Origin of the sequence: Actinokineospora spheciospongiae (assembly GCF_000564855.1) — a bacterium.
Lineage (GTDB): Bacteria > Actinomycetota > Actinomycetes > Mycobacteriales > Pseudonocardiaceae > Actinokineospora > Actinokineospora spheciospongiae.
Genome location: NZ_AYXG01000228.1, coordinates 16,884 through 39,578, shown reverse-complemented (window position 1 = coordinate 39,578; position 22,695 = coordinate 16,884). Strand labels below are relative to the sequence as shown.

19 protein-coding genes are annotated in these 22,695 nt (G+C 72.4%); 7 read left to right on the top strand and 12 right to left on the bottom strand.

The features are described from left to right. Positions 1-123 precede the first annotated feature (123 nt). Both UO65_RS37060 and UO65_RS36345 read right to left on the bottom strand, forming a co-directional pair. A complete protein-coding gene (locus UO65_RS37060; RefSeq protein ID WP_161784534.1) occupies positions 124-588 on the bottom strand; it encodes a hypothetical protein in 465 nt (154 codons plus the stop codon). A 518-nt stretch (positions 589-1,106) separates the two neighbouring features. Then, a complete protein-coding gene (locus UO65_RS36345) occupies positions 1,107-1,910 on the bottom strand; it encodes a hypothetical protein (protein ID WP_052021929.1) in 804 nt (267 codons plus the stop codon). 33 nt (positions 1,911-1,943) lie between these two features. Between UO65_RS36345 and UO65_RS29235 the strand changes: the two genes are divergently transcribed. Continuing rightward, positions 1,944-2,990: a quinone-dependent dihydroorotate dehydrogenase gene (locus UO65_RS29235; RefSeq protein WP_035288922.1), complete on the top strand. Its 1,047-nt coding sequence runs from the start codon at positions 1,944-1,946 to the stop codon at positions 2,988-2,990. Here UO65_RS29235 and UO65_RS29230 read toward each other — a convergent pair. The 7 genes from UO65_RS29230 to rimO all read right to left on the bottom strand — a co-directional run bounded on the left by UO65_RS29230 (position 2,965) and on the right by rimO (position 10,002). Next, positions 2,965-4,251 carry a uracil-xanthine permease family protein gene (locus UO65_RS29230; RefSeq protein ID WP_324608988.1) on the bottom strand — a complete coding sequence of 429 codons (1,287 nt, stop codon included), beginning with the start codon at positions 4,249-4,251 and terminating at the stop codon, positions 2,965-2,967. The two genes, UO65_RS29235 and UO65_RS29230, sit on opposite strands and share 26 nt — an antisense overlap. Positions 4,252-4,478: 227 nt before the next feature. Then, positions 4,479-5,390 carry a phage shock envelope stress response protein PspM gene (gene pspM, locus UO65_RS29225; RefSeq protein ID WP_052021928.1) on the bottom strand — a complete coding sequence of 304 codons (912 nt, stop codon included), beginning with the start codon at positions 5,388-5,390 and terminating at the stop codon, positions 4,479-4,481. Positions 5,391-5,417: 27 nt separating this feature from the next. Continuing rightward, positions 5,418-6,260, bottom strand: a complete 843-nt coding sequence (locus tag UO65_RS29220) for a PspA/IM30 family protein (RefSeq protein ID WP_035288917.1) — start codon at positions 6,258-6,260, stop codon at positions 5,418-5,420. Positions 6,261-6,630: 370 nt separating this feature from the next. Then, the gene (locus UO65_RS29215; RefSeq protein WP_035288915.1) at positions 6,631-7,089 is read right to left on the bottom strand and encodes a helix-turn-helix domain-containing protein; all 459 of its coding nucleotides are present in this window, start codon (positions 7,087-7,089) and stop codon (positions 6,631-6,633) included. A 230-nt stretch (positions 7,090-7,319) separates the two neighbouring features. After that, positions 7,320-7,829, bottom strand: a complete 510-nt coding sequence (locus UO65_RS29210) for a CinA family protein (RefSeq protein ID WP_084176359.1) — start codon at positions 7,827-7,829, stop codon at positions 7,320-7,322. Next, the gene (pgsA, locus tag UO65_RS29205; RefSeq protein WP_084176362.1) at positions 7,826-8,365 is read right to left on the bottom strand and encodes a CDP-diacylglycerol--glycerol-3-phosphate 3-phosphatidyltransferase; all 540 of its coding nucleotides are present in this window, start codon (positions 8,363-8,365) and stop codon (positions 7,826-7,828) included. The genes UO65_RS29210 and pgsA overlap by 4 nt, the downstream gene beginning before the upstream one ends. A 167-nt stretch (positions 8,366-8,532) precedes the next feature. Further along, entirely contained in the window at positions 8,533-10,002 is a 1,470-nt protein-coding gene (gene rimO, locus UO65_RS29200) for a 30S ribosomal protein S12 methylthiotransferase RimO (RefSeq protein ID WP_035288951.1), read from the bottom strand. A gap of 303 nt (positions 10,003-10,305) precedes the next feature. Here rimO and UO65_RS29195 point away from each other — a divergent pair, with 303 nt between their 5' ends. Beyond that, positions 10,306-11,628: a lytic transglycosylase domain-containing protein gene (locus UO65_RS29195; protein WP_152552334.1), complete on the top strand. Its 1,323-nt coding sequence runs from the start codon at positions 10,306-10,308 to the stop codon at positions 11,626-11,628. A gap of 54 nt (positions 11,629-11,682) precedes the next feature. Here the strand turns inward: UO65_RS29195 and UO65_RS29190 are convergent, their stop codons facing one another. Beyond that, the gene (locus UO65_RS29190; RefSeq protein WP_035288912.1) at positions 11,683-12,897 is read right to left on the bottom strand and encodes an acetyl-CoA C-acetyltransferase; all 1,215 of its coding nucleotides are present in this window, start codon (positions 12,895-12,897) and stop codon (positions 11,683-11,685) included. A gap of 153 nt (positions 12,898-13,050) precedes the next feature. Here UO65_RS29190 and UO65_RS29185 point away from each other — a divergent pair, with 153 nt between their 5' ends. From UO65_RS29185 to UO65_RS29175, 3 genes are all read left to right on the top strand, one after another. Then, positions 13,051-13,545 (top strand): amino-acid N-acetyltransferase, encoded by a 495-nt coding sequence (locus UO65_RS29185; protein ID WP_084176358.1) that lies wholly within the window; start codon positions 13,051-13,053, stop codon positions 13,543-13,545. A 124-nt stretch (positions 13,546-13,669) separates the two neighbouring features. Then, positions 13,670-14,122: a phospholipase gene (locus UO65_RS29180; RefSeq protein ID WP_052021923.1), complete on the top strand. Its 453-nt coding sequence runs from the start codon at positions 13,670-13,672 to the stop codon at positions 14,120-14,122. Between the two features lie 94 nt (positions 14,123-14,216). After that, a complete protein-coding gene (locus UO65_RS29175; protein ID WP_035288908.1) occupies positions 14,217-17,324 on the top strand; it encodes an NACHT domain-containing protein in 3,108 nt (1,035 codons plus the stop codon). Here the strand turns inward: UO65_RS29175 and UO65_RS29170 are convergent. Beyond that, positions 17,318-17,785 carry a DUF5684 domain-containing protein gene (locus UO65_RS29170; RefSeq protein WP_063936036.1) on the bottom strand — a complete coding sequence of 156 codons (468 nt, stop codon included), beginning with the start codon at positions 17,783-17,785 and terminating at the stop codon, positions 17,318-17,320. The genes UO65_RS29175 and UO65_RS29170 overlap by 7 nt on opposite strands. A 90-nt stretch (positions 17,786-17,875) precedes the next feature. After that, on the bottom strand, positions 17,876-20,401 hold the full coding sequence (locus UO65_RS29165; protein WP_052021922.1) for an FtsK/SpoIIIE family DNA translocase: 2,526 nt from the start codon (positions 20,399-20,401) through the stop codon (positions 17,876-17,878). A 142-nt stretch (positions 20,402-20,543) separates the two neighbouring features. On the opposite strand from UO65_RS29165, the gene UO65_RS29160 reads away from it, so the two are divergent. Further along, the gene (locus UO65_RS29160) at positions 20,544-21,386 is read left to right on the top strand and encodes a lysophospholipid acyltransferase family protein (protein ID WP_233427885.1); all 843 of its coding nucleotides are present in this window, start codon (positions 20,544-20,546) and stop codon (positions 21,384-21,386) included. 133 nt (positions 21,387-21,519) lie between these two features. Next, positions 21,520-22,644 (top strand): S1 family peptidase, encoded by a 1,125-nt coding sequence (locus UO65_RS29155; RefSeq protein ID WP_035288904.1) that lies wholly within the window; start codon positions 21,520-21,522, stop codon positions 22,642-22,644. The last annotated feature ends 51 nt before the right edge of the window (positions 22,645-22,695 follow it).

The window sequence follows — 22,695 nt, the reverse complement described above, 5'->3', positions numbered from 1 at the left end:
CCCGGCCAAACACATCCACCCACCCGGGCAGTTCGCTCGCCGGGCCGGCGGTTTTCGGGGCGGTCGGTTGGGCCGCTGCGCCGGTGGGGTTCGCGGTGGCTGGTGGCCGGGTTCAGCCGGTGGTCAGCACCAGAGCAGGCCGCAGGGCTTGTTCGTCGTCGTGGTGATCGGCGGCGGGGGTGGTGGGGGCGGGGGTGGGGGCTTGAACGTGGTGGTGGTCGCCGGGGGCGGTGGTGGGGTGGTGGTGGCCACCTTGGTGGTGGTCGTTGTCACCGGGGGTGGTGGCGGGGCCTGGGTGGCCGAAGACGACGACGTCGTGGTGGTGGCGGCGTTGGGCGTGGTCGTTGTTGTCGAGCCGGGGACGGCTGGGGTGGTGACCACCGACACCGAGGTGACGACCTGGATCGTGGGTCCGCCGGTGGGGTTCGCCGGGATCGGCTCCGGGGCGACCTCGGCGGCGGGGCGGGAGGCGGGCAGGTCGGCCTGGGCGGGTTCGGCGGCGATGCCCTCGTAGAGCACGGCCGCCGCCGCCGCTCCGACCACCGCTCCGAGGGCCACCCGACCCGACCTGCTCAGCGCAGCGCGCACCCTCGTCCCCCTCGACCACCGCAGTGTCGACCATCAGCTCAGTGAGTGATATTCACACACGCTCTGTATATGGTCGATCACCCTAGCATCCCCCGAACGGGTGAGTGGAAAAAACGTTGTCGCTGGCGGCGCGGAGACGTAGATTTGAGTTACACGAGAGAGGAGGTGGTCCACCGGTGTATTCCAGTAGGACGCGTGAGGTGGCTGTCCGCTAAGGACCACCCATCAACGATGGTTGCCGGCTCCGCCCACGGCAGACACCGGGTCCTCCCGGTGCCGTAGGCGCGGCGCGTGGTCGGCGAATACCAGGCAGTCACCCAGCCCTCGGGCCCCCGGGGTAGTCCGTCCCGGGCCCTCCTCCGCGCTTCGGCGTGGGAGAGGGAGCCAGCCCGGGGGCTGTGCCCTGTCCTGGGCACTCCTGCTTCGAGGCGGCTTCCGCGCCATCCGGCCGCCGGATTCTCCGACCCGCAGCCCCGGGCCTTCCCGGTGCGGCACGGGTCGGGTCTTCCGCAAGGCGATCAGTCTTCGGTGGCGTCGGTGCCCTCGACCTGGCGGAGGCGGCGCCAGGCCTGGCCCGCGGCTCGTTCGGCGGCCTTGGCCTCGCGGCGGGCGACCTGGAGGGCGCGGCGGGCGGCGAGTTCGGCGTGTTCGGCCGCGTCGAGTTCGGCGTTCAGCTCGCGGACGCGGTCCTCGGCCGCGGTGATGGCCTGCTCGGCCTCGGTTGCCGCGCGGTCGGCGTCGGCGCGGGTGGACTCGGCTTCCTTGACCGCGGCGCGGGCCGCCTTGAGGGCTGCCTTGTCGGTGGGCGTCGGTGCGGCCTTGGCCGGTGCGGAGCGGCCCTTCCCAGGTGGTGGGGCGATCGACAGGCCGGGCCAGACCTCGGTGACGGCGAAGTCCTTGGCACTGGTTACCCGGCCCTCGGCCAACCGGGCCGCCGCGGCCTCGTCGGTGAGAGCGGCGGTGAACATGTCCTCCAGCTCGCGGGTGACCGGCTCGCTGGGCGACGCGCCGTCGGCGGCCGTGCGCACCAGGTCGGCCAAGAGTTCGGTGCGGCGCCTGGTCAGCGCGCGCAGTTGCGCGCCGGAGCCGCCCGCGTGCGCCGCGCGCAGGTCGGCGCCCAGGTCGAGCAGGTCGGTGACCGAGTCCGGGTGGTCGCGGACGAGGCGGTTGACCAGCCAGGCCGCCGTGGTGGGCTTGGCCAGGCGCTCGATCTCGGCCGCGCGGGCGGGGTCGCCCTCGGCCTTCGCCGCGCGGGCCAGGGCGCGGCGGGCGGCGACGAACTCCTCCCGGGGGAGCGCGTAGAGGTCGTCGGCGTCGGTCACGGGGACCATCATCCACCGTGACACGATGACCGCGTGGTCTACCGGCAGCTCGCGCGCACCGTCCTGTTCCGCCTCGGCGGGGGCGACCCCGAAACCGCCCACGAACGGGTGCTCAACGGCCTGGGCAGGCTCGGCGCGGTTCCCCCGGCCGTGGACGCGCTGGCGAAGGTGTTCGGCCCCCGGCGCGAGCGCACCGTCTTCGGCGTGCGGTTCCCCGGCGCGGTGGGGTTGGGCGCGGGGATGGACAAGCGCGGGGTGGCGCTGCGGGCGTGGCGCGGGATGGGGTTCGGGTTCGTCGAGGTGGGCACGGTCACCCGGCACCCGCAGCCGGGCAACCCGAAGCCGCGGCTGCGCAGGCTGGTCGCCAGCGAGGCGATCATCAACCGGATGGGGTTCAACAACCACGGCGCCGACGCGCTCGCCGCGACGCTGCGCGAGCTCGGCCCGCCGGGCATCCCCCTGGGCATCAGCATCGGCAAGTCGAAGGTCACCCCCGTGGCCGAGGCCGTCGAGGACTACCGGTACTCGCTGCGCGCCCTGCACGGGTTCGCCGACTACTTCGCCGTCAACGTCAGCTCCCCCAACACCCCGGGCCTGCGCGGGCTCCAGGACCGGGCGCAGCTCGACGAGCTGGTGGGCGAGCTGCGCCGGGAGACGCTGGCGCTGGCCGACGCGCTGCCGCCGACCCCGCTGCTGGTGAAGATCGCGCCGGACCTCACCGACCACGCGGTCGCGGAGGTGCTCCAGGTTTGCGCCGACCACAGGGTGGCCGGGTTGATCGCCACCAACACCACGCTCGGGCGCGGCGGGCTGGACCCCGCCGACGTGCGGGCGGGCGAGGACGAGGCGGGCGGGCTGAGCGGTCGGCCGCTGACCGAGCGGGCGCGGGAGGTCGTGTCGTTCGTCACCGCGGAGACCGGCGGGGCGCTGCCGGTGATCGGCGTCGGCGGGATCATGCGGACCGACGACGCGCTGCGGATGTTCGACGCGGGCGCCAGCCTGGTGCAGCTCTACAGCGGGTTCGTCTACTCCGGTCCGCCGCTGGTGCGGGCGGTCAACCGCGCGGTCGACGGGCGCTGAGGTCGCTGCCGCCGCCGCGACCGCGGCGGCGCAGCCAGCGCAGCAGCGGGTGCGCGGCGACCACCGCGATCGAACCCCAGCCGATGCCGTCGACGGTCATCCCGCCGAGGGTGACGGTCAGGTTGCCGACGCCCGCGGCCACCGCGACGGCCACCACGGCCAGGTTGACCGGCTCGGCGAAGTCGACCCGGTTCTCCTGCCAGATCCGCACGCCGACCAGGGCGATCATCCCGTAGAGCAGCACCGACGCCCCGCCGAGCACGCCCGCGGGCACGGTGTCGATCAGCGCGCCGAACTTCGGGCTCAGCGACAGCAGCACCGACGCCGCGGCCGCCACCACGTAGGTGGCGGTGGAGTACACCCTGGTGGCGGCCATGACGCCGATGTTCTCGGCGTAGGTGGTGGTGCCGGAGCCGCCGCCCGCGCCCGCCAGCGCGGTGGCCAGGCCGTTGGCGATGAGCGCGTCGCCCACGCTGCCGTCGAGGTTGCGGCCGGTGACGGCGGCGACCGCCTTGACGTGCCCGACGTTCTCCGCGACCAGCACCAGCACGACCGGGATGACGACCAGGATCACCGTCGGCCGGAACTGCGGGCTCTGCAGCTCGGGGAGCCCCAGCCAGGCCGAGGCGCCCAGCCGCTCGGCCTTGTCCGGGTCGATGCCGCCCGCGACGGCCGCGGTGATCCAGCCCGCGAGCACGCCGGCGAGGATCGACACCCGCGAGAGCAGGCCGCGCGCGACGACCGTGCAGCCGGTGATGACCGCCACGGTGACCAGGGCGATCAGCGGCTGCTCGCCGAAGTTGTCGGTGGCGTTGGGGACCAGGCTCAGACCGATGATCACGACCACCGCGCCGGTGACGACCGGCGGCATGACCGACTCCAGCAGCCGCACCCCGAGCGCCTTGACCGCGATGCCGACGCCGATCAGCAGCAGCCCGGCGACCAGCACCCCGCCCAGCTTGGCCGCTGGGCTCTCGTTGACGGCGGCGACCAGCGGGGCGACGAAGGCGAAGGAGGAGCCCAGGTAGCTGGGGATGCGGTTGCGGGTGATCACCACGAACAGCAGGGTGCCCAGGCCGGAGAACAGCAGCGTGGTGGTGGCCGGGAAGCCGGTGAGGGCGGGCACCAGCACCGTCGCGCTGAACATCGCGGCGACGTGCTGCACGCCGAGGCCGATGGTGAGCGGCCAGCTCAGCCGCTCGTCGGGCGCGACGACCTCGCCGTCACGGAGGCGACGACCGTCCCCGTGCACGGACCACACCGTCAACTCGCCCCTCCACCCCCCGGTGCCCCCGACCGGATGCCGTGCATGGTGCCACAGCACGTAGTCGATCAGTCGATACGACACCGTGATGTTCACACCGATGGTCGCAGCGCCGGGTCTCCGGGCCGCAGACGCCGCCGGGGTGCGCTACGGCTCGTCACCGCGGGCTGGGGCGGGGGACAGCGCTGCGCCGGGCGGGTGCGGACACCGCTCGGGCGCGCTGATCAGCCCGCGAGGTCGCGCAGGGCCAGGGCCAGGGCGGAGAGCCGGTCGGAGGCGTCGGTCAGACCCTCGCGGGGGGCGGAGGTGCTGGTGGCGGCGAGCGCGCGGCCCGCGGCGGAGACCAGGCCGCGGTAGCCCTCCACGCCGTCGTCGAGCTGGCGGCGCAGCGCCCGGACGCCCTCGGAGAGGTGGGCCCGGTCGGCGGCCGGGGCGTGGTCGCGGGCCCGCTCGACCGCTTGGAGCTGGGCGGAGACGCCGTGCAGGGCGGCGGCGGCCTCGGCACCGGACTGCCGGGCGTGCTCGACGGAGTCCGGCGGCACCAGGGCGGCGCGGCTGAGCTGGGTGAGCAGTTCGGCGAGGGCGTCCTGGGCTTCGCCCAGCGCGCGCATGGGTTCGCGGGCGGCCGACGAGCGGCCGGGCAGCGCCACCGGGACGGGCGCGGGCTCGGGCAGCGGCGCGCGGTGCAGCCGCCAGGACTTCACCCCGGAGAAGGCGGTGGCGATGCCGGAGACGACCGCGCCGCCGATCAGCAGCGGCAGGCTGGCCCCCGGGGCGGCGACGGCCACCTCGACCACGGCGGCACCGACCCCGGTGGCCGCGGTCGTGCCCGCCCAGCCCTTGGCGACCACGGCGGCCCGCTTGCGCTCGCGCAGCGCCTTGGCCCTGGGGTCGCGCCGGTTGGACAGCGCGCCGCGGATCTGCTCGCCCACGTGCTCGCGGAGGGCGCTGCTGATCTCGCGGCCGAGGCCGCGGGTGATCTCCTTGCCGATCCCCCCGCTGCCGATCCCCCTGCCGCCGATCCCCCTGACCCGCTCCTCGCCGGTCCCCGGAGCCGGTGGGTGGCGGAGGTCACGGAGGTGGCGGTCGACGAACTCGCCGCCGAGCTTGCGCAGCTCGTCCCTCCGTGACCCCATCGTCCACCTCATCGACTCGTCAGCGGGTCAGGACCCGGCCTGCGGGTTCGCCCGCTGCTCCTGCGCGACGCGCTGGGCGATCTCGTTCTGGATGTTGGCCGTCGGCGCGGACGCCGCCTGCCCACCGGTGACCTGGCCGGCGACGGCACCGCCGGACATCGAGGCGCGGATCTGCTCGAGCCGCGACTGGCCCGCCATCTCGGTGGTGGAGGCCTGGACCTCCATCATCCGGCCCTGCACCGAGTTCTGCGCCAGCTCCGCGGAACCGAGGGCGGTGGTGTACCGCTTCTCGATCTTGTCGCGGACCTCCTCCAGGGAGGGGGTGTTGCCCGGCGCGGCCAGCTCGCTCATCTGGTTGAGCGACCTGGAGACCTGCTCCTGCATCTTGGCCTGCTCGAGCTGGCTGAGCAGCTTGGTGCGCTCGGCCAGCTTGTTCTGCAGCACCATGGCGTTGCGCTCGACGGCCTGCTTGGCCTGCGCGGCGGCTTGCAGGGCCTGGTCGTGCAGGGTCTTGAGGTCCTCGATGCCCTGCTCGGCGGTCACGAGCTGGGTGGCGAACGAGGTCGCCGCGTTCTCGAACTGGGTCGCCTTCTGCTCGTCGCCCTTGCTCCGCGCCTCGTCGGCGAGCACCAGGGCCTGCCGGGCCGAGGACTGGAGCTTCTCCACCTCGCCGAGCTGGCGGTTGAGCTTCATCTCCAGTTGGCGCTGGTTGCCGATCACGGAGGCGGCCTGCTGCGAGAGGGCCTGGTGCTGGCGCTGGGCCTCCTCGATGGCCTGCTGGATCTGCACCTTCGGGTCGGCGTGCTCGTCGATCTTCGACGAGAACGACGCCATCAGGTACTTCCAGAACTTCACGAACGGGTTGGCCATCTCCTCCGCCTGCCTTCTTCGTACTGCCGGTCCACTGGTTCAGCGCTGCCACGCTCTGCGCACCTGTCGTCCGCGAAACGGCAACGTCCCGGCGTCGTCATGGGTTCCACCGTGGCTGTGCGTTCCATCGTGTCAGGTGCGCCGGGACCGTTCCACCGGACCCGGCGTAATTCAGGGATCACCCTGAGAACACGGGCCCACCTCGGGGTCGCCCCGGTCCTGGCACGCCGACGATTGTCCCCGATGATCGGCGCGCGGCCGGGTCGAACGCGGGAATCCACGCCGAACCGAGACGTGGCGGGTGCGGCGCAGGCCCGGGCGCCCGCCGCGTGCGGGTGCCCGGGCCTGCGCCGGTGCTCTGGGGTGGAGGTCAGGCGGCGAAGACCGCCCCGGCCCTGGCGCCGCCCAGCGTGGTGTCGAGCCGGTGCGAGAGCACGGGCTGCAACCGCAGGTCGGCCAGGTTCTCGCCGACGACGGCGGGCACCAGCCTGCCGCCCTCGGCCGACGCGCGGGGACCCGCGGGCCCCTTGGCGGCGTCCACGGCCTCCACCGGCTCGGCGCCGACCCGCTGCGGCACGCCGTCCTCCACCGAGGTCAGCGCGCCGATGTCGGACGCCACGTGGTGCAGCAGCTCCGACAGCGGCAGCTCCAGGGCGTCGCAGATGGCCGCCAGCAGCTCGCTGGACGCCTCCTTGCGGCCCCGCTCGACTTCCGAGAGGTAGCCCAGGCTGACCCGCGCGGAGCGGGAGACCTCCCGCAGCGTGCGCTGCTGGTTGGTGCGGGCGTGTCGGAGCCGATCACCGATCGCCTCGCGCAACAGCACGGTCATCGCGCACCTCCCTTCCTCGGGACCTCAGTCCGAGCGCCGCCCCCGGTCGAAGCGGGAACCGCACCTGGCTGTCACACAGACAACGTTACCGAGAGGCACCGACACAGCGCAGCGACTTCACGGGTAGTCCGCCAAGAGCGAACGAGTGGTGAACCCGGAATGTTCCCGGGGTACCACGCCCGCGTCCCACACGCGTCGCGCGCGGAACGCCACCGACAGTGAACGGGTCCTCACCCGGAAAGGGTACCGACCGCACGGGCGATCAGGTCAAGGGCGGCACGCACGGCAACCGAGCGAACTTCTTCCCGGCCACCCGTCGCGACCGGCGACGACAGCAGCGTTCCGTCCGGTCCGGACAGTGCCGCGTACACCGTCCCGACCGGCTTGCCGTCCTGCGGGCCGGGCCCGGCGACGCCGGTGAGCCCGACGCCGTAGGTGGCCGCGCAGCGCAGCCGCGCGCCCTCGGCGAGGGCGACGGCGACGTCCGGGTCCACCGGCCCGCGCTCGGCGAGCAGGTCGGCGTCCACGTCGGCCAGGGTCGCCTTCAGGTCCGTGGCGTAGACGACGAGGCCGCCGCGGACGACGGCGCTGGAGCCCGCCACGCTGGTCAGCGCGGCGGTCAGCAGGCCGCCGGTCAGCGACTCGGCGGTGGCGACCGTCTCACCCCGGGCGCGCAGCGCGGCGACGACCGCGGCCACCGGCTCGGAGGGCAGGCCGGGCAGCAGGCCGAGCCCGGTCACGTGACCAGGGCGCGCTTGCCCCTGGCGCGCAGCCGGATCGCGCGGATGACGTAGTCGACGCCGGTGACCACGGTGAGCGCCACCGCGATGCCCATGACCGTCCAGTTGAACGGGACGAACAGGGCGGGCAGCGGGAGCAGGAACAGCCCGATCGCCAGGACCTGGGCCAGCGTCTTGGCCTTGCCGCCGCGGCTGGCCGGGATCACCCCGTGCCGGATCACCCAGAACCGCAGGAGCGTGACGCCGATCTCCCTGACCGCGATCACCAGGGTGACCCACCACGGCAGGTCGCCGAGCAGGCTCAGCCCGACCAGGGCCGAGCCGGTGAGCGCCTTGTCCGCGATCGGATCGGCGATCTTGCCGAAGTCGGTGATCAGCCCGTGCTTGCGGGCCAGCCTGCCGTCGATGTGGTCGGTCACCGAGGCGACCGCGAAGATCGCCCAGGCGACCAGCCGCCAGAACGTGTCGGCGCCGTCCTCGGTGAACAGCGCCGCCAGGAACACCGGCACCAGCAGCAGCCGCGACACGGTGAGCATGTTGGCGATGTTGAGCACCGGGACCTGCGTCGGCTCCGGCAGGGCGGGCGCGTGGTGCTCCGGCACGGCCGCGGCGACCGGCTGGGCGAGGTCGGCGGGGCCCGCGGGTGACTCGGTGCACTCCGGACCCTCCACCGCCTCCCCGGGGCCCCCGGTCGCCGCGGCGCTCACGGCGAGTCCGGGGCGACGCGCGGAAGCACCTCGAGCGGTTCGACCACCAGGTCCACGCCCTCGGAGTCGACCACGCGCGCGCGGACCAGGTCGCCGACGGCGAGGTCGGTGACGTCGAGGGAGTCGCCGCTGACGAACACGCACTCGCCGTCGACCTCGGGGGCCTGGTGGGCGGCGCGGCCCGCGCAGTCCTCGTCCTCGGAGTCGGGGCGCTCGACCAGCACGACGACCTCGGAGCCGATCCGCTCCTCGGCGCGCTGGGTGGTCAGCTCCTCCGCCAGCGCCGAGATCCGGGCCACCCGGGCGGCGACGGTGTCGGCGTCGAGCTTGTCGGGGAGGTTCTCCGCCTCGGTGCCGTCCTCGTCGGAGTAGCCGAACACGCCGACCGCGTCGAGCCGGGCCTCGGTGAGGAACCGGACCAGTTCGGCCACGTCGGCCTCGGTCTCGCCGGGGAAGCCGACGATGACGTTGCTGCGGATGCCCGCGGCTGGCGAGTGCTCGCGGATCTGCCCGACCAGCTTGAGGAACGATTCGGTGTCGCCGAAGCGGCGCATCCGGCGCAGCACGGTCTCGCTGGAGTGCTGGAAGGACATGTCGAAGTAGTCGGCGACGCCGGGCGTGGTGGCGATGGCGCGGACCAGGTTGGGCCGGGTCTCGGCGGGTTGCAGGTAGGACACCCGCACGCGGTCGATGCCGGGGATGGCCGCGAGGCCGGTCAGCACCGCCTCCAGCGCCCGCTCCCCGGCGTGCTCGCGGCCGAGGTCCTTGCCGTAGGAGGTGGAGTTCTCGCTGACCAGGACCACCTCGCGCACGCCCTGGGCGGCCAGCCAGGCGCCCTCGGCGAGGATCTCCTCGGGCAGCCGGGAGACGAACGAGCCGCGGAAGGAGGGGATCGCGCAGAACGAGCAGCGCCGGTCGCAGCCGGAGGCGATCTTGAGGGAGGCCACCGGGGCGTCGTCGAGGCGCTTGCGCTCGATCCGCGGCCCCCAGGCGTGCCCGGGGACGGCGACCTCGGCCGAGGCGGCCTGGCGCTCGACCGGGCTGATCGGCAGCAGGGTGCGCCGGTCGACCGGCACGTGCGAGGCGACGGCGTGGCCCGCGACCACCTCGCCCAGGCGCTCGGCCAGGTCCGGGTAGTGGTCGAAGCCCAGCACGGCGCTGGCCTCGGGGAGGCTGTCGGCGAGTTCGGTGCCGTAGCGCTCGGCCATGCAGCCGACCGCGACGACCTTGGCCCCGGTGTCGGCGGCGGCGAGCAGGGTGTCGACCGAGTCCTTCTTCGCCGATTCCACGAACCCGCACGTGTTGACGACGATCACGTCGGGGCTCGCGTCGGCGCCGCCGTCGAGGTCGACCAGTTCCCACCCACCGCCCGACAGCCTGCCCGCGAGTTCTTCGGAGTCGACCTCGTTGCGGGCACAACCGAGGGTGAGCATGGCGACACGACGTGACGTGGACGGAGAAGACACGACCAAAGGGTAACCGCCGGGTGACGAGGACGGCCGGGGCGTTGGGGTTGGTCAACGCCACCGGCCGTCGGGGCAATGGTGCCATCCCCGCGCCGGGAGCGGGAATCGGGCGTGCTCAACGGGCGGGCGCGCTGCTGGGGCGTGGTTGCCGCCCGCGATGAGCGGTTCCGAAGCGAGGGGTGATCGACTCCCGCTGGGAGTTGTCTGCGGAGAACAAAATACGATCGGGTGAGCTATTGGACACGGTCGGGTTCCCGCGCGTGACTGGATCGGAACTACGAATACGCGCTGTGATGGTGCACAGTGTCCTGGTTCACCATGGAGGGGAGCGGCAAGGGCATGTCCAGCAGAGGTAAACACCGGAAGAAGCGCAGGATTCCGGCAGCGGCGGCGGTGGTCGTCCCGGTCGCGGTCGTGCTGGTGGTCTCCACCGGTGACGGCGTCCCGCTGCCCGGCCTGGCCGGGTCCGGCGTGGACGCGGTGCCGCCGGAGCTGTCCGTGCCGGTGTCGGCCTCGGTGAGCGTGCTCGCCGTCGACGGCTCGATGCCCGCCGACTCCGACCTGAGCCCCGAGGTGCTCGCCGCCGTCGCCGACGCGCAGGCCGTGCCGCCGCCCGGCCCCGAGGCCGGGATCGACCTGAGCCAGGCGGGCATCCCCGAGGTCGCCATGCGCGCCTACGCCCGCGCCCAGCAGCTCCTCGCGGCCACCCAGCCCGGCTGCAAGGTCCAGTGGACCGTGCTGGCCGCGATCGGCCGGATCGAGTCCGGCCACGCGGGCTCCGGGGCGGTCGACGCCTCCGGGCGCACCCTGACCCCGATCCTCGGCCCGGTCCTCGACGGCGTCGACACCGCCGCGATCGCCGACACCGACGACGGCCGCTGGGACGGCGACCGCACCTGGGACCGCGCGGTGGGCCCGATGCAGTTCATCCCCGCCACCTGGGCCTACTACGGCACCGACGGCAGCGGCGACGGCACGGCCGACCCGAACAACCTCTACGACGCGGCCGTGTCCGCCGCCCGCTACCTGTGCGCGGGCGGCACGGACATGTCCGACCCGACCCAGCAGGCGCGGGCGATCTTCCGCTACAACCACTCCGACAGCTACGTCCGGTCGGTGCTGGCCTGGGTCGGCACCTACGCCGAGGGCGTCACCCAGCCGCCCGCGGTCGTCCCCCCGCCCGGGGCGAACCCGCAGGCGCCCGGCCCCGGCAGCATCCTGGCGGGCGGCGGCGGCCCGGTCGCGCCGCTGGCCGCCGCGGGCACCACCGTGGTCCCGCAGGCGGGCAACACCCCCGGCGGCACCGGTGGCGTGGCGGTTCCCCCGATCACCGTGCCGGGCACCGGGGTGCAGGTCCCCGGCGTGCAGGTCCCGGTCCCCGGGCTGCCGGTCCCGCCGGTCACCACCGCGCCCAAGCCGCCGACCACGACCGCGCCGAAGCCCCCGGTCACCACGGCCCCCAAGCCGCCGACCGCGACGCCGCCGCCGGTGACCACCACGCGGCCGCCCACGACGACGCGGCCCCCGACCACCACGACCAGGCCGCCCGCCACGACCACCACGCGGCCGCCCCTGCCGGGCACCGACTGGTACGACTGGTCGGTCTGGGTCCCGTGGATGAAGTGACCCGCTGACCGCACGCCGAGAGCCGCCCGGCCCCTCCGGGCGGCTCTCGGCGTCTCAGACCCGCTCGAACACCGCGGCCAGGCCCTGCCCGCCGCCGATGCACATGGTCTCCAGCGCGTACCGCCCCTCGCGGCGGTCCAGCTCGCGCAACATGGTGGTCAGGATGCGGACGCCGGTCGCGCCGAGCGGGTGGCCCAACGAGATCCCGGAGCCGTTGACGTTGACGCGGTCCCAGTCGGCGCCGGTCAGCCCCCACTCGGCGGCCACGGCGAGGACCTGGGCGGCGAACGCCTCGTTCAGCTCCACCAGGTCCACGTCGGCGAGGGTGAGGCCCGCGCGGTCGAGGGCCTTGGCGGTGGCGGGCACCGGGCCGAGCCCCATCAGGTGCGGTGGCACGCCTGCGGCGGCCCACGACACCAGCCTGGCCAGCGGGCGCAGGCCCAGCTCGGCGGCCCTCTCCGGGGTGGTGACCAGGCAGGCCGCCGCGCCGTCGTTCTGGCCGCTGGCGTTGCCCGCGGTGACGGTGGCCCCCGGGTCCTGCCTGCCCATGATCGGCTTGAGCCCGGCCAGGGTCTCGGTGGTGGTGTCCGCGCGCGGGTGCTCGTCGCGGTCGACCGGGGTGGCGGGCTTGCCGCGCTTGCCCGGCACCGCCACCGGCACGATCTCCTCGGCGAAGCGCCCGGCCTCGATCGCGGCCACGGCCCGCTGGTGCGACCGCGCGGACAGCTCGTCCTGCGCGGTGCGGGAGACGCGGTACTCGCGGCGCAGGTTCTCCGCGGTCTCGACCATGCCGCCGTCGACCGGGAAGTTCACCCCGCCCGCGGTCACCCGCGCCCTGGCCAGCCGGTCGTGCAGCTCGACGCCGGTGCCCTTGACGCCCCAGCGCATCGCCGTGGAGTAGAACTCGACCTGGCTCATGTTCTCCGCGCCGCCCGCGACCACCACGTCGGCCGCGCCGGTCTGCACCCGCATGGCGGCGTCGAGCACCGCTTGCAGGCCGGAGCCGCAGCGCCGGTCGAGCTGGGTGCCGGGCACCCCCACCGGCAGCCCGGCGTCGAGGGCGGCGACCCGGCCCAGCGCGGGCGCCTCGCCGTTGGGGTGGCACTGGCCGAACACGACGTCGTCCACCAGCGCCGGGTCGACGCCGGTGCGCGCGAGCAGTTCGCGGATGACGGTCGCGGCCAACTCGGTCACCGGCACACCGGTGTACACACCGCCGAACCGGCCGACCGCGGTGCGGACCGGCTCGCAGATGACTGCCTGGCGCATCGCTGCTCCTCCACTCCCCGCCCGGCCGGGCGGACCGGGGTCCCCAGCCTGCCCCGCCGGGGCCGATCGGGCGATGTGCTGTGCCACACGGTGTCGCGCGCCGGTGCCGGTCCCGGCGCGACGGACCGGAGGGGCGGGACTAGATTCCCGGGGATGAGACCGGTTGTGCGCAGGGCGAAGACCACCGACGTCCGGGCCATGAAGAAGATCATCGACGCCTACGTCGGCAAGGTCCTGCTCGCCAAGCCCACGGTGACCCTGTACGAGGACGTCCAGGAGTTCTGGGTGGTCGAGATCGACGGCGAGCTGATGGGCTGCGGCGCGCTGCACGTCCTGTGGGAGGACATCGCCGAGATCCGCACCATCGCCGTGCGCCCCGAGGCGCTGGGCCGGGGTGTCGGGCACCTGCTCGCCGACCGGCTGATCGCGGTCGCCCGCGAGCTGGGCCTGGCGCGGATCTTCGTGCTGACCTTCGAGACCGAGTTCTTCGCCCGGCACGGCTTCGTCGAGATCGACGGCACCCCGGTCAGCCCGGAGGTCTACGAGGAGATGCGCCGCTCGATGGACGAGGGTGTCGCGGAGTTCCTGGACCTGGAGTACGTCAAGCCCAACACCCTGGGAAACACGAGGATGCTGCTGAAGCTCTGAAGCACCCCTCAAACCCGCTCTAGGGGCGGTCCGGCACACACAGTGGGGTCCGGCGGGGTACCCCGCGCCGGGGCGGCGGTGGGATGAATGACGGGCCGTTTCCCCACTCCCCCAGGAGAACCCCGTGGCCACGTCCACCCTGCGTCGTGCCTCCCGCGGTGTCGTCGCGTCCGTCGCCGCCGCCTGCGCCCTGGTCGTCGGCGCGGGCACCGCGTCCGCCGACCTCAGCGCCACCCAACTGCGCAGCACCACCGACAGCTACCTGTTCAGCCAGAGCCTGAACACCTTCCAGACCACCCGGGCCAACCGCCCGTACGCCAGCCAGCTCGACTGGTCGTCGGACGGCTGCTCCAACTCCCCGGACAACCCCTTCGGCTTCAACTTCGTCAAGGCCTGCTACCGCCACGACTTCGGGTACCGCAACTACAAGAAGCAGGGCCGGTTCACCGAGGACAACCGCCTGCGCATCGACAACAACTTCAAGTCGGACCTGTACACGATCTGCGCGGGCAACTGGTCCTGCAACCGCACCGCCGACGTGTACTACACGGCTGTGCGCCAGTTCGGCAATAGCTGAGGTCGCCCGGGTGACCGGGGCCCCGGCCCCGGTCACCGCCGGTCGTGTCGCCCGATCACACCCACGGGCTCACCGGACCGGGCATCATCGAGGCGTGCTTGAGATCGCCCTGACCCTGGGCAGACTGGTCGCCACCCACGCCGCCAAGGCCTGGCTGGGCGACCGCCGCAAGAAGGTCGAGCGGACGGCGTCGCTGACCGACCTGACGCTGCCCGGGGCGGCGGACGGCTTCACCCGCCGCAAGCTGTCCCGCCAGCTCGAGGACATCGGCGACCGCGTCGCCCAACGCCTCGAACCGGCGCTGCACACGGAACTGAGGGGCCTGCCGGACAACGAACGCCAAGCCGCCTTGGACGCCGTCATCGACACGCTGTGCGACGTCGACCTGACCGACACCCTGCTCCTGAGCGCGGACCTGGACCCGGCCGAACTGGTGCGCCGCATCCGGGCCGAGGTCCCCGACGCCACCCGCAGGGCGGGCCTGTCCGCCGACGCGGTCGCCCTGTTCGACCTGGTGCTGCTGGAAACCTGCGCCTGCCTGGTCAGCGTCATCACCCAACTCCCGGCCTTCCAACCCCGGGCGCTGACGGAACTGCTGAGCAGGGTCGGCGACCTCGCCGACTCGGTGGGCGAAGTCCTCAACCGCCTCCCCCGCCCCAGCCTCACCGCCCCCGACGGCACGACGCTGGACGACGACTTCGCGCGGCGGTACCTGGGGTTCCTGAGCGAGGCGCTGGACGAACTGGAGATGTTCGGCATCGATGTCCGCCGGTACCGCCCCCGGACGTCGGTCAGCGTGGCCTACCTGAGCCTGACCGTCTCCGGCGCGGCTCCGAAGGAGGAGTGGCTGTCGATCCTCGACCACCAGCGCACCGAAGGCATCCGGGTCGAGCAGGCTCTGGCCGGTTCCCGCCGCACCCTGCTGCGCGGCACGGCGGGCTCGGGCAAGACGACCCTGCTCCAGTGGATCGCGGTGACGGCGTCGCGGGCGGGTTTCACCGGCCCGCTGGCACCGTGGAACGGCAAGGTCCCATTCCTGGTCCGCCTCCGCAGCTTCGCCGACGGGAACCTGCCCCAACCGGCCGGGTTGATCGCCGCAGCGGCGGCACCGATCGCGGACTTCGAGCCGACAGCGTGGGCGGCCCGCCAGTTCGTCGACGGTCGCGCCGTCCTCTTGATCGACGGAGTGGACGAACTCCGCGCCGACCGCCGTTCGCGGGTCCGCCGTTGGCTGTCGGAACTGCTGGTGGCCTACCCGCACACCGAGGTCGTGGTCACCTCTCGCCCCGCGGCGGCCAAACCACGCTGGCTGACCGAATTGGGGTTCCAGACACTGGACCTGGAACCGATGACCCCGGCGGACATCGCCGAGTTCACCCAGCGCTGGCACGCGGCTGTCCGACAGACCGGCGGGCTGCCCTGCCCGGTGGAGGAACTGGGCGAGTACGAGGCGGCCCTGCTGCGCCAACTGGAGGGCAACCGCCACCTGCGCGCCCTGGCCGCCACCCCACTGCTGTGCGCGATGCTGTGCGCCCTGAACCTGGACCGGCGCAAGCACCTGCCACCGGACCGGATGCACCTGTACGCGGCGGCGCTGGACCTGCTGCTGGAGCGCCGGGACGTCGAACGGGAGATCCCATCGGAGATCCTGCTGAGCGGATCGGCGAAGGTCACCATCCTCCAGTACCTGGCCTGGTGGCTCACCCTATGCGCCCGTTCCGAGGCGAAGGTGGAGGAGGCGGTGCACCAGATCGGGGCGGCGATCCGCCGTGTTCCGGGCGCGCAGGGCATCGAGGCCGGGGAGATGTTGGAGCACCTGCTGGAGCGCAGTGGAGTGCTGCGGGAACCGGTGCCGGGGCGGGTGGACTTCGTACACCGGACGTTCCAGGAGTACTTGGCGGGCAAGTACGCGGCGGAGGAGCACTACGGCGAGGTGCTGGTGCGGAACGCGCACCTGGAGCAGTGGCGGGAGACGGTGATCATGGGTGTGGGCCACGCGGCGGTCCCGGTCCGCCGCGAGATCATCAACGCCATCCTGGATCGGGCCGCCGCAGAGCCCCGCCACTCCCGCAAGCTCCGCTTGGTCGCGGCGGGCTGCATGGAAACGGCGCATACCCTGGATGAGGACACCGCAGCACGTCTGGACACCGCTCTGGAAACCTTGTTCCCACCCAAGCGCTCGGTCGAGGCTCGATCTCTGTCGACCTTGGGGGATCGGACTCTTCGGCACCTTCCGCACGACCTGTCGAGCGTCTCCGCCGCATCCGCCGCCGCGTGCGTGCGATCAGCGGTCTTGGTGGGCAGCCCACAAGCGCTACGACTGCTGGGCAGATACGCGCTCGACCCGAGAACTCAGGTTCAACAGGCACTCGCATCCGGGTGGAACTTCGCCAACCCCGAGCACTACGCAAAGGAAGTGCTGGCGAATGCCCCCCTCTCCAGCGGACACATACTCATTGAATCAGCCACCCACGTACAATACCTGAGCGTCTTGCAACATCTCAAGAGCTTCACCGTTAACATCTTCGGCCATCGAGCAGATCTGTCTTTCTTGAGCGTCGACGATCGACTGACCGCGCTCGTACTCGGCCAAGTCGACTACCCGGACATCGATCTATCCCCACTGCGCCAGATGGCACACCTGCAAGAAATCGTACTGTTGGGTGACACCGGGAAGGGAATCACCGGCCTGAACACTCTCCGAGCACTCACCCGGCTGAACATGTTGCGCCTCACAACACCGCGAACACGAAAAATGGAGTTCATCTCCACACTCAGCGAACTGGTCTACCTGGGAATCCACGACGCCCCAGGCCTTAAGGACGTCTCCACAGCCATGTCACTTCCCAAACTTGAGAACCTCACCCTCTGGGGTTCATCCAATCCAAATTTCGGAAGGTCCGAATCTCCCAGCATCCAAGTTCTGACATTTGACAAAAATGTGGATCTGAAGTCAACCCTTCCCCTCTTCCCGAACATCCGAATCCTTTCACTGTGGCTTGACGAAGAAGGCCAGGACATAACGCCAGTGCAACGTGTTCGGACGTTGGAAGAATTGAACCTGATAGGTCACCACGGTAGGGTTGATTTGACCCCACTCACTGTTCTTGACCAACCGGTCACCATCACCCTGCACGGAGTGGAGGCGACCGGGCTGGACAAGCTCGGGCCGAACATCACCGTGACCGGAGGACCTCAGTAGCCCTGCTGGTACCCGTGCTGCTGCGGCAGGTGGTAGCCGCCCTGCTGCGTGTAGTCGGCATAGCGCCTCGGGATGCCACCCGCGCCCACGTACGCCGCCTTGCCGAAGCCCAGGATCGGGTAGCCGATGAACGGGAGCAGCACCAGCAGCACCGTGAAGCCCGCGTCCTTGCCGAACGAGCGCGACAGCCCGGCCAGCGTGAGGATCATGAACACGATGTTCGCGACCGGGATGAAGAACATGATCAGCCACCAGGTCTGCTTGCCGCTGATCTTGAGCAGGACGATGGTGTTGTAGATCGGGACGATGGCCGCCCAGCCGGGTTCGCCCGCCTTGGTGAAGATCTTCCACATCGCGGCGATGCCGATGACGGCGAAGACCGCGGTGACGGCGAGAATGCCGATGAGGGCGCCCCACGGGAATTCGGTGGTCGGGTAGGTGGGGACGTCGTACTGGGCCACGGCGGGTCCTTTCAGGAGGGTGCGACTGTTGGTCGCTCCCGGACCCGTGGGCGTGCCGCGTGCCGGGTGGGTCGTTATCCGTTCGAGACGTCAGTCCTCATCGGACACCTCGACCGGGCCGCCGCCGCGCATCTCGTACAGGACGCCGTCGAGTTCTTCCGGTTTGATCAGGACGTCCCGGGCCTTGGAGCCCTCCGAGGGGCCGACGACGCCCCTGGTCTCCAGGAGGTCCATCAGGCGACCGGCCTTGGCGAAGCCGACGCGGAGCTTGCGCTGGAGCATCGACGTGGAGCCGAACTGGGAGGTGACGATCAGCTCCGTGGCCTGCACCAGCAGTTCCAGGTCGTCGCCGATGTCGGGGTCGATCTCCTTCTTCTCGCCTGCCTTGGCGGCGGTGACGCCGTCGGTGTAGTCGGGCTGGGCCTGTTCCTTGGTGAAGGCGACGATGGCCATGATCTCCTCGTCGCTGACGTACGCGCCCTGGACGCGGACGGGCTTCGAGGCGCCCATGGGCAGGTAGAGGCCGTCGCCCATGCCGATGAGCTTCTCGGCGCCGGGTTGGTCGAGGATGACCCTGGAGTCGGTCAGCGACGAGGTGGCGAACGCCAGCCGGGACGGGACGTTGGTCTTGATCAGGCCGGTGACCACGTCGACCGAGGGGCGCTGGGTGGCCAGCACGAGGTGGATGCCCGCCGCGCGGGCCTTCTGGGTGATGCGGACGATGGCGTCCTCGACGTCGCGGGGGGCGGTCATCATCAGGTCGGCCAGCTCGTCGACGATGGCCAGGATGTACGGGTAGGGGCGGTACACGCGCTCGCTGCCGGGCGGGGCGCTGATCTCGCCGGTCTTGACCTTCTTGTTGAAGTCGTCGATGTGGCGGACCCGGTTGGCCTGCATGTCCTGGTAGCGCTGCTCCATCTCCTCCACCAGCCAGGTCAGCGCCGCCGCCGCCTTCTTCGGCTGGGTGATGATGGGCGTGATCAGGTGCGGGATGCCCTCGTACGGGGTCAGCTCGACCATCTTCGGGTCGATCAGGATCATCCTGACCTCGTCGGGGGTGGCCCTGGCCAGCAGCGAGACCAGCATGGAGTTGACGAAGCTGGACTTGCCGGAACCGGTGGAGCCCGCGCACAGCAGGTGCGGCATTTTCGCCAGGTTCGCGGTGATCATGTGGCCCTCGATGTCCTTGCCCAGGCCCACCACCATGGGGTGGGAGTCGGACAGGGCGGTCGTGGAGCGCAGCACGTCGCCGAGGCGGACCATCTCGCGGTCGGCGTTGGGCACCTCGATGCCGACCGCGGACTTGCCCGGGATGGGCGCCAGCAGCCGGACGTTGTCGGTGGCCACCGCGTAGGCGATGTTCTTGGTCAGCGCGGTGATCTTCTCGACCTTCACCCCGGGGCCGAGCTCGACCTCGTAGCGGGTGACCGTCGGGCCGCGGGTGAAGCCGGTGACCTGGGCGTCGATGGAGAACTGGTCGAGGACGCCGGTGATGGCCTCGATCATCGCGTCGTTGGCCTTGCTGCGGGTCTTGGGCGCGTCGCCCGCGGTCAGGACCGAGGGGTCGGGCAGCCGGTAGTCGCCGTCGACGACGCGGGTGACGGTGATGCTGTCCGGGTCGCGGGGGGCCTCGGTGACCTGCGGGGTCTCCTCGACCCGCGGCACCGGGCGCTTGCGGACCGGTTCGGCGGGCGCGTCCAGCGGCAGCGTGGGCTGGGCGCCCTCGGCCTCCTCGGCGGCCTTGCGCCCGCGGGGCTTGCGCGGGCGCAGCGGCGGCTCGGCGAGCGGGTCGGGGTCGCCGAGGTCGAGTTCGTCGATGCCGACGTGGCGGTCTTCGAGGTCTTCGTCGTCGGGGAGGCGGCCCAGCTCGCGCAGCCGGGTGGGGATCTCGCGGACCGGGGTGCCGGTGAAGACCAGCACGCCGAAGCCGAGGACCAGGAACAGCACCGGCACCGCGACCCAGGCGGTGACGCCCTTGGCGAGCAGGCCTCCGGAGAAGAACCCGAGCGCACCACCGGCGAACATCCGCCCGTGGTTGTCCTCGGGCATCCCGGCGAACACGTGCAGCACGCCCAGCAGCGCCAGCGAGATCAGCAGCGCGCCGACGGCGTAGCGGGGCCGCTTCTCCGGCTGCGGGTCCGAGCGCATCAGGATCACCCCGACGGCCAGCAGGGCGGGCGGGACGATGGTCGCCAGCGCGCCGAACACGGTGCGCACACCGATCTCCAGGCCCGCACCGACGATGCCCGCTGCCCGCCACCACACGGCGGCGCCGAGCACCAGGCCCAGGGCGATCAGCCCGAAGGCGATGCCGTCGCGGCGGTGCGCCGGGTCGAGTTCCTTGGTGCGGCCGATCGCGCGGGCCAGGGAGCCGACGCCCTTGGCGAGCACGCCCCAGGCGGAGGCGAACGCGCCCCTGCTCGGCGGCGGGGCGGTCTTGCCGCGCGCGGGGGCGCGCTTGGCGGGTGCCTTCGCCGCGGACCGGGCGGGGGTCTTGGCCGCGGTGCGGGTGGGCGCCTTCGCGGGCGCCTTGGCCGGGGTCTTGCGGGTGCCGCCCGCCGACGACCGCGCCCGGCCGGTCGTGGAGTTCTTGGGGGTCGTGGAGCGGCTCGCCATGACCCCAGGCTAGTCGCCCGGACCTCTCCAGCCCCGGACATCACCGCGGCAACACGCGCACATCCCGCCCCGTGAGCACCGGGGTGCGGGCAGCGCGGACCTGGCCGGCCCCGGTGACCTGGGCCGTGCCATGCTCTCGCCCATGGTTGCGCTGACCGGGGGCAGTGACGAGGCGACACGCCGGGAGAAGGCGGTCGCGGACACACCGAACATCTGGCGGGTGCTCAACGCCGTCGACCGCGCGTTCGTCCGGCTGGTCGGCCGGGTCGAGGTCAGCGGCGCCTTCCCGGAGCACCTGCTGGGCAAACCGGTGCTGGTCGCGGCGAACCACATCGGCATGTTCGACCCGTTCGTGCTGATGGCCGCGGCGAAGGGGCAGGGGTTCCTGCCGCGGTTCATGCTCACCGCGGGCCTGATGGACGCGCCGGTGCTGGGCCCGCTGCTGCGCCGCAGCGGCCACCTGCGGGTCGACCGGGGCAAGGCGAACGTGATCGACGCGTTCAGCCGGGCCGTGGAGACGCTCAAGACGGCGAGGGTGCCGCTGCTGGTGTACCCGGAGGGCCGGGTGACCCTGGAGCCGGGCATGTGGCCGGAGAAGGGCAAGACCGGGGTGGCCAGGATGGCGCTGGGCGGCGGCGTGCCGGTGGTGACGATCAGCCAGTGGGGTGCGCACGAGGCGGTGTACTGGGGCAGCGAGACCGTGTCCGGGTGGAAGGACGTCAAGCCGCTGGTGGTGTCGTTCCTGCGCGCGGTGCGCAACCGGCCGGTGTTCAAGGTGCACTTCGGCGCTCAGGTGGACCTGTCGGACCTGTCGGCGGGCAAGCCGGGCGACGCGATGCGCGCGCACACCCGGATCATGCAGGCGATCACCGCGGACCTGGTGCCGCTGCGGGCGGACGAGCCGGACGAGGCGCGGTTCCACGACCCGACCCGGCCCACCACCGGTCGGAGCCCGTGGCGGCCGCCTGCTCCCCCGCGCGGGTAGGGGCCGTTCGCCCCTCGACCTGATTGGTCTGGTCCAATCCGCGACAAGCCTTGACGGGTTGGCCAACAATTCACCATCCTCGGTGGTGAGCGCGCTCTCCCTCCTCTCCCCTGCTGAGGAAAGAGACAATTCCATGAAGCGATCCCTCGTGATGCGCGCGAGCGCGTCCGGCCTGCTGCTGTCCGGGCTCCTGGCGGCGGGCGCGGTGTCCCCCGCGCACGCCGCACCGGAGCTGTCCCCCGGGCTCGTCCCCGCCGTGCAGCGGGCCTTCGGGCTCACCGCCGAGCAGGCCGCGACCCGGTTGGCGCAGGAGGACACCGCCGCCCGGGTCGAGCCCGCGGCCAAGGCGGCGGCCGGGGCGGCGTACGGCGGTTCGTGGTTCGACCCGGCGCGCGGCGTGCTCGTCGTGGCGCTGACCGACCGGACCCGCGCGGGCGCCGTCCGGGCCACCGGGGCCGAGACCACGACCGCCACCACGAGCGCGGCCCGGCTCGACGCCGCCAAGGCCGCCGTGGACGCGCTCCCCACCGGCGCACCCGCGGGCGTCTCCGGCTGGCGGACCGACCCGAGGACCGGGAGCGTGCGGGTCACCGTCAACACCCCGGGCGCCGACGTCGACGCCTTCCTCGCGGCGGCGGGCCGGGTGGCACCGCTGACCGTCGCACCCGGACCGAAGCCGACCACGCTCAGCGCGGGCACCGTCGGCGGCGACCCCTACCACATCAACGGGAACACCCGCTGCTCCATCGGCTTCTCCGTCCACGGTGGATTCGTCAGCGCCGGGCACTGCGGCGGCGCGGGCAGCTCCACCACCGGCTGGGACGGTTCGTACCTGGGCAACTTCGCCGCCTCGCAGTTCCCCGGCGACGACATGGCCTTCATCCGGACCGGCGGCGGCTGGTGGACCGTGCCGGTGGTGATCGGCTGGGGGCAGGTGTCCGACCAACTCGTGCGCGGGTCGAACGAGGCGCCGGTCGGGGCCTCGGTGTGCCGCTCGGGTTCCACCTCGCACTGGCACTGCGGCACGGTCCTGGGCAAGAACGAGACGGTGAACTACGCCCAGGGCGCGTTCCACGGCGCGACCAGGACCAACGCCTGCGCCGAGCCCGGCGACTCCGGCGGCTCGTTCCTCAGCGGTGACCAGGCCCAGGGCGTGACCTCCGGCGGCTGGGGCAACTGCTCCTCCGGCGGGCAGACCTGGTTCCAGCCGGTCAACGAGATCCTCCAGCGCTACGGCCTGACCCTGCACACCGCGTGAACCCCGCGCCGGTCCGGGCCCTTGCCGGGTCCGGACCGGCGTGGTGGCATG

Bases quoted from the DNA above. Each gene is read 5' to 3' on its own strand.
- pspM (WP_052021928.1), bottom strand. From the start codon at position 5,390: ATGGGGTCACGGAGGGACGAGCTGCGCAAGCTCGGCGGCGAGTTCGTC.
- UO65_RS29220 (WP_035288917.1), bottom strand. From the start codon at position 6,260: ATGGCCAACCCGTTCGTGAAGTTCTGGAAGTACCTGATGGCGTCGTTC.
- UO65_RS29215 (WP_035288915.1), bottom strand. From the start codon at position 7,089: ATGACCGTGCTGTTGCGCGAGGCGATCGGTGATCGGCTCCGACACGCC.
- pgsA (WP_084176362.1), bottom strand. From the start codon at position 8,365: ATGCTCACCGTGTCGCGGCTGCTGCTGGTGCCGGTGTTCCTGGCGGCG.
- UO65_RS29190 (WP_035288912.1), bottom strand. From the start codon at position 12,897: ATGCGCCAGGCAGTCATCTGCGAGCCGGTCCGCACCGCGGTCGGCCGG.
- UO65_RS29185 (WP_084176358.1), top strand. From the start codon at position 13,051: ATGAGACCGGTTGTGCGCAGGGCGAAGACCACCGACGTCCGGGCCATG.
- UO65_RS29165 (WP_052021922.1), bottom strand. From the start codon at position 20,401: ATGGCGAGCCGCTCCACGACCCCCAAGAACTCCACGACCGGCCGGGCG.
- UO65_RS29160 (WP_233427885.1), top strand. From the start codon at position 20,544: ATGGTTGCGCTGACCGGGGGCAGTGACGAGGCGACACGCCGGGAGAAG.
- UO65_RS29155 (WP_035288904.1), top strand. From the start codon at position 21,520: ATGAAGCGATCCCTCGTGATGCGCGCGAGCGCGTCCGGCCTGCTGCTG.